General features: G+C 29.0%; 9 protein-coding genes. 2 read left to right on the top strand and 7 right to left on the bottom strand.

What is annotated here, in order from left to right; translation table 11 throughout:
• Positions 1 to 768 precede the first annotated feature (768 nt).
• The 3 genes from CYP64_RS08785 to CYP64_RS08775 are packed head-to-tail and all read right to left on the bottom strand — an operon-like array spanning position 769 to position 2,213.
• Positions 769 to 990, bottom strand: coding sequence for a hypothetical protein (locus tag CYP64_RS08785; protein WP_103649459.1), 222 nt, complete (start codon positions 988 to 990; stop codon positions 769 to 771).
• Between the two features lies 1 nt (position 991).
• The gene (locus tag CYP64_RS08780; RefSeq protein WP_103649458.1) at positions 992 to 1,978 is read right to left on the bottom strand and encodes a HipA domain-containing protein; all 987 of its coding nucleotides are present in this window, start codon (positions 1,976 to 1,978) and stop codon (positions 992 to 994) included.
• A 7-nt stretch (positions 1,979 to 1,985) separates the two neighbouring features.
• Positions 1,986 to 2,213 carry a hypothetical protein gene (locus tag CYP64_RS08775; RefSeq protein WP_103649457.1) on the bottom strand — a complete coding sequence of 76 codons (228 nt, stop codon included), beginning with the start codon at positions 2,211 to 2,213 and terminating at the stop codon, positions 1,986 to 1,988.
• Between the two features lie 235 nt (positions 2,214 to 2,448).
• Here CYP64_RS08775 and CYP64_RS08770 point away from each other — a divergent pair, with 235 nt between their 5' ends.
• Together CYP64_RS08770 and mobP1 are read left to right on the top strand one after the other, a co-directional pair.
• Complete coding sequence (locus tag CYP64_RS08770; RefSeq protein WP_103649456.1) at positions 2,449 to 3,003, top strand: hypothetical protein; 555 nt, start codon at positions 2,449 to 2,451, stop codon at positions 3,001 to 3,003.
• A 6-nt stretch (positions 3,004 to 3,009) separates the two neighbouring features.
• Positions 3,010 to 4,479, top strand: a complete 1,470-nt coding sequence (gene mobP1 / locus CYP64_RS08765) for a MobP1 family relaxase (RefSeq protein WP_141091157.1) — start codon at positions 3,010 to 3,012, stop codon at positions 4,477 to 4,479.
• Between the two features lie 53 nt (positions 4,480 to 4,532).
• On the opposite strand, the gene CYP64_RS08760 is transcribed toward mobP1, so the two are convergent.
• From CYP64_RS08760 to CYP64_RS10065, 4 genes are all read right to left on the bottom strand, one after another.
• A complete protein-coding gene (locus CYP64_RS08760; RefSeq protein ID WP_103649455.1) occupies positions 4,533 to 5,231 on the bottom strand; it encodes a hypothetical protein in 699 nt (232 codons plus the stop codon).
• Between the two features lie 163 nt (positions 5,232 to 5,394).
• Positions 5,395 to 5,628, bottom strand: coding sequence for a helix-turn-helix domain-containing protein (locus tag CYP64_RS08755; protein WP_103649454.1), 234 nt, complete (start codon positions 5,626 to 5,628; stop codon positions 5,395 to 5,397).
• Complete coding sequence (locus CYP64_RS08750) at positions 5,625 to 5,861, bottom strand: hypothetical protein (RefSeq protein WP_103649453.1); 237 nt, start codon at positions 5,859 to 5,861, stop codon at positions 5,625 to 5,627. Before CYP64_RS08750 ends, CYP64_RS08755 begins: the two co-directional genes overlap by 4 nt.
• Positions 5,862 to 5,925: 64 nt before the next feature.
• On the bottom strand, positions 5,926 to 6,373 hold a 448-nt coding region (locus tag CYP64_RS10065), incomplete at its 5' end, for a hypothetical protein (RefSeq protein WP_103649452.1).

Below are 6,373 nucleotides of genomic sequence, written 5' to 3'. Positions count from 1 at the left end.
AGTTTTAATATGGCATAAATACTCTTGGTAGAAAATTTGGGTCTATAATATTTTTGATTAAAGCCCCATAAGTAGTAAATTTGTAGTTTTAAAGTAGAAAATTTGGGTCTATAATTTGGTAGTAAATTTGTAGTTTTAAAGTAGAAAATTTGTAGTTTTAAAGTAGAAAATTTGTATTTTTAATGTAGTAAATTTGTAGTTTTAATATTTCGCCAGAGCCATCTACATCGAGGCTACAAAGCCATATAAAAGATAAAGAAAAGTTATGTTAAAAAGATAAAAATCGCGTGCGCGTGCGCGAAAGAGAAAAAACAACAATTATTTTTAGAAAATAAACTTAGGCAATCATTAAAAAGAAGTTAGAAATATTATAACCCCAAATTTACTACTAAGCTTAAATTAAAATTAGGCATCTAGGTCTAGTCAGTTTGTTTATTCCATTACACATAATTTCTTTTGATATCGCCAGTAGATATAAAATTCATAATAGCAGCATTAACCAAATCACTATTTGCTGTTGAAAACAATTATTTTCAAAATAAAAATATAGATATGCCCTATTTGTTGGGCTTTTGAAAATGTAAAATAATAAAATTTAAGTTTGGGAAGCTTAAAGTGGTAAAAATGGCTTAAGAATTTAACTAAAAACAAGCAAATTTTCGTGATTTCTTAAAAAGTATAAAAGCTCAAAGATAACCATTATAAAATCTGTCCTTGAGCCATTAATAAATACTAGAGGCTTGGTTATAATCTTTACGATATATCGTTTTAACAAATTCCTAAATATTTTCTTCTTAAATATTCCGCTTGCTCTTTTGTAATCTCTTTGCTAAGCTGAGATATATTTATTGATGAGTAAAGCTCGCTCCAGTATAAGCTTAAATCCCAATTAGGATGAGTATTTGAATTCTTACAATCTAAAAACTTTTGTAAGTCTTTTTTGAGCCATGGCGACAAAGTATTTTCATCTAATATGATATTCTCTTCCATATTACCACCTATCTAAATTTTTATCTTTTTCTTTATCTTTATCTAAATTTTTGTCCTTGCTCTGATGAAGCTTAAGGGACATAAAATAAAAAAGTCTATTTCTCTTTTTTTCATGATCTAAATGTTTTTCTATTGCCACGTCTATTATTTTTTCTTTTCTAGCTTGTATAACTGTTTGTAAGAATTTTTTATGAGTATCTGATATATAAGGTGTGCTAGAAATTATCTCATTGATTTTATTAAGATCTATCTTTGATCCTATTTTTTTTAATGAGTTTATACAATCCTGATTTCTTGTTTTTATTAAAAAATTATATGGATTAATTTTCTCATTCTTTTTCCGTATAACTGATGGAGGAAAATCATAAACTATTTTGTTTAAGTCTTTTTTATTGAGCAAAATATTTTTCATTTCTAGCTCATTAAATTGTGAAAAAAGAGAGCAACCGCAATCAAAAACTGGAGCTGGTCTTTTATATGTTTGAGTATCAACATTTGCAATAAAACCCCAGTTGCCATTATGTCTATCTGAGTTTGCGAGTAATGCATCTGCTATAAACATATCCCAAAACATTTCTTTCATTTCTTTTTCATCAACTGCAAATTGATTTTTTGCTTCTATTGTGTTTAATATATTTCCTAGATCGGCATCATATCCATTTGCTATTTTTTCTTGATAGGTAACAAAATCTATCATAAATTCATTTGGCTCTATAAAGTCTTTACAAGCTACAACAACTTTATCGTCATATGTTCCAAGGATTGTGTCTTGTGTTTGTATATCTAATGTTTTTAAAATACTACAAGATATATGCTCGGTAACGCAAGCATTCATAAAATTTAAATGTGCTGCAGCAACTGGCTTTGGAGGAAATTTCAGCATATAATCTTCGTCATTATATATTATGCCTACTTTTGTTCCACAAAATCCACCATAGCTTTTGGAGCTTTTTTCGCAATTTGTAAAATCTATTTCGTTATCTACCATTGTTTTTCTAATCTGAAAGTTTTTTTATGAGTTCTAAAATTTCGCTTGCTTTGTGCTTTTCTAAAATCGTTGTTATATCTTTTAAAAAATCGTTGTTTGTTTTTATCAAATCACTTATTGCTTGTGATAGTTTTAGCTGCTCTTTTGCTATCATCTCTTTCTTTTTGCTTTCAAGTGATGCTAATTGAGATTTTATTTTTTTAATTTTCTCGTCTATTGAAACTATCTCGCTCATAGCCGTCCTCCTTTTATTGATTAAAATTTTACTCGGCAGTATAGCAGAGTTTTAATAAAATTTCAAGGCAGTTATAGCTGATTTTTTTAATTTTATGGCAAGTTTTATTGTGTATAATTTTGGTCGTAAATAGTATTAATTGCAGGATAGGCAATAACGCCAAATTTGTCCGACATTTTATATCGGACTTTGGGTTATTGCCAACTCTGCGAGGCTCAGGTATAGGATAAACATAATGGAAAATAATAAGATAAAAAAGAGTTTTAGAATAGAAAACAATTTGTTAAATTTGGTTGAGGCATATTTGAAAGATAGTAAGTATAATTTTAGTGATTTGGTTAATGCTGCTATTATGAATTTTATATCTAATGGCGATATTGAAAGATCTAAAAAAAATACTTTATTGTTAAGAGAAAATAACAAAGAAGTTGAGCTTAGGATATCAATATCTAAAAGTGAATATAAGTATTTGGTTGATCTATCTAATAAACATGGTTTTAACTCGGCCACCAAAGAGGCTAAATTTTTACTATTAAATATTTTAAATTCCGATAGCCCTATTTTTAATAATATTGAAATGGAGGAGTTAAGAAAATCTAACTATGAGCTTAATATGGTTGGTAGAAATATTAATCAAATGCTAAAAGTATTATATGAGCAGGATTTGCAAAATTTTAAAGTCAATTATGAAAATTTAATATCAGTAGTAAAAGTAGTAAATGACAAAATTTCTGCCGTAAGTGATAAGATAGAAAAGTATATCAAGATTTTAAATTTGAAGCTAAAGTAATATTAGATGAGAAAAAAGAAAATACTTGATGATGAATGGTGGCGACCCAAAAGAGTTATTACCGATTTAGAAAAAAAGGCTAAGAGTTCTTACGCATATAATAATCAACGTGGTATTTATAAAAATAGATTTAAAAGTGTTATTACATATACAAAAGCACCTTCAAAAAAACAAACGGAAGTTGTTATTAAATTTACTGGATCTAGTAAAAATTATGAGGGGCTAAAAGCACATCTAAGATATATTTCTAGAAATGGCGAGGTTGAAGTCCAAAGCTCTGATGGTTGTAAATTTATAGGAAAAAGTGATTTAAATATTTTATCTGAAAGCTTTAATAGCGGTGATCGTATACCAACACAAAGAGAGATAAGAGATAACTCACTAAAAGAGCAAAGAGAAGCAATACATGTCGTTTTTTCTATGAAAGATTATCAATTTGCATCTGGTGCTAAAATTAAAAAAGCAGCAATGAATTGTGTATCAAAAATGTATCCAGATAACTACTTTTGTATAGCAATACATAATGATACGGATAATCCACATTGCCATTTAGTTTTAAAGGTAAAAGATTATTTAGGTAGGAGAATAAATCCTAAAAAATCTGATATAGCCAATATGAGATTATCATTTGCAAATGAGCTTATCAAGTTGGGTGTTGAAGCAAAGGCTACAACAAAATCTAACTCTAGAAATTCTGAAAATGATAAGGGAATTTACATTGCTGGAGATTATAATAATGGTGAAAAACACAAAGCACATCATTATAAAGTTACTGGCTATGGCAGAGCAAATTATAAATTCGATAAAGATAACGAGGAAAGCTTTTTTGTATCATATATGACTACAAAAGGTAAAGAGATTTTTATTTGGGCTAACGATCTTGAGAGGGTTGTAAAAGAAAACGACGTCAAAATTGATGATTATTGTAGGTTTGTCATTACGGCTGAAAGTCCAGTAACATTTAACGTCCATGATAAGAAAAAAAATGTTTGGTATGAGAAAACTGCTTATAAGAAAGTCTGGGACGTTTCTATTGAAAATAAGAACGAAAAGGTATTAGAACCTCTTAAAAATTTCACTCCTAACGATTATAAGCAGGTCGATGAGCCATATAATGAAGTGGTAGATTTTGGCATCGATCACTATCAATTTAATTACGATATGCCAAAAAGCTACTTTGTGAAAATGCTTAATCCAAATAGAAAAGAATTCTATATTTGGGGAAAAGATCTAGAAAATATCATTAAAAACGAAAATATAGTGTTTGGTGATAAATGCAAATTTAGCCAGCAGGGTAAAGACGAATATGGCAAAAATATTTGGGTTGTTGATATACAAGGCAGAGATACTAAAGCAGCTATTAATAGAAAAACAAATATTGCAGTGACCGACAATAAAACTTCAGCTGGAGCAGTCGATAAAAGTAATAAGACCAAGAATAAGAGCAAAGGCAGCAATAAAAATATTGACTTTTAGTTTTTAAAGTAGGGATTGTAAAAAAAGGGGGGGGGCTATTAAGTCCCCTTTTTTTATTTATATTTTCTCATCCACTCTTTTTTTATGTCTTCAAATCTATACTCGAGATAGCTAGTTCGTGTGTTTTCTTCCGACCAGACTAATAGCTTTATTTCGGTTTTATTGCCTTTGGTGATCGATACAATATCATACCCCTGAACTTGGCAGCCAAAAGTATATATATTAAATTGCTCATCTATCGCTTCGGTATCAAAGTGAAATTTAGCAAGCTCGTCATCAAAATCGTTTTCTTCTAACTCGTTATAGTTATCGCAAAGTATCCATCTGTCAGTATGCCCATTTGATTGAAAAATCCCCTTATATTTCATATTCCAGTCAAAATTAGCCCTGCCAGCAATTTTTGCCAATTCGTCAATGAAGTAGCTATAACTCTCTTCCATATCTGAAACATATTCCACTCTTTCATGGTTAAATTTCTCTAACGTTCCAAAACCCAATTCATCGGCAAGTTGATCAATGTGTTCAATGCCGTTTTCTTTACAAAATTTATTGTTCATAATTTTGTAAAAATTGTCATTTTTATCGTTTGTAAGAGTTATACCCAGTTTTTCTTGAAGTGTTTGCCACTCGTCAGAGTTAAAACAAAGTAATTTAAAGCCATCGCTAGAGCCGTCGCAATAAATTACTTTTTGAGGCTCTTTTAAAAATACGCCTAACTCCTTTTCTCCTAAAAAAAGCTCATATAATTTCATCTCTTATCCTTTATTTTATTTAAAAAGTTAGTATTTCTAACTTTTTATAAGAGAATTATATAATAATATTAACTATTTGTCAAGATAAAAGTTAGTATTTTTATACATTATTTTATAAAATAGTTAAAATTTTTACCCTTTTGGGAGAAAAAGGGTAAAAAATCTAATTATTTGAAATTTTTTTGATAATTTCGCTTAATACTTTAAAATCTGCAAGCTCAGTTTGTAGTTTTTGATTTTCTTTTAGTAGATTGATCGATTGTATTGTTTGGCTGCTAAATTTATCAGTGGTTATTGCCACTTTCAAGCTGCCCTCGGTCATACCGATTTTTTCCGCCAGCTGTTTATATGTTAAATTTTGCTGTTTGCAAAATTCCTTTACGTCGGCTGCTGTCATTCGCTTTTTCTTTTCATATCTTCTACAAGAAGTTTTCTCATATAAGCATTTCTAGCTAGAAAAGTTTCATCACACTTTTCATCCAAATACGCTATTTCTTCTTGAGTAAGATAAATACTTACTTGCACAGTATTTCTCTTTTGTTTTTTGTCTTTTTTGTCTTGCATCTCATAAGTTTTTACATTGCTGTTTTGCAAAGCAGCATCGATACTAATATCTGCTCTTTTTGTCATTATCTTATATCCTTTTAATAGTTTTTATATCATATTAATATATTTAAAATTAAAATAATATAAATTAAGATTTGCTTCTTATAGCCTTTAAAAGTCTTCTATATTCATTAAAAAAGCTCGAGTAGCTTCTTTTTGATAAAGAGCTTTCATTATATAACTCAGTAAAAGATAATCCGTAGTTTGCAGCGTTATTAACGATCTTAGAATTTTTGAAATAAAAAGTTGGTATATCTTTGTATCTCTTATCAAGCTCATTTTCTAAAAATTCTTCTTCTCTATCATCTTTATAGTTGGTTGCAAGAAGTATTATATTTGGATTTATTGAGATAATTTCATTTATCGTTTCTACTGTTCTGATAAATGAATTATATGTTGGCAAACAAGGGATAATTACGACATCACAATTTTTTATAATATCTAAAACCCCAGAAGCAGAAAACCCACCAAAGTCATATACACAATCGTCAAGATCCTTGACTTTGTCTGGAATTTTTGCTTTGCCTGGATAAATC

Origin of the sequence: Campylobacter concisus, assembly GCF_002913945.1 — a bacterium.
GTDB lineage: Bacteria > Campylobacterota > Campylobacteria > Campylobacterales > Campylobacteraceae > Campylobacter_A > Campylobacter_A concisus_P.
This window is presented reverse-complemented; position numbering and strand designations above follow the sequence as displayed.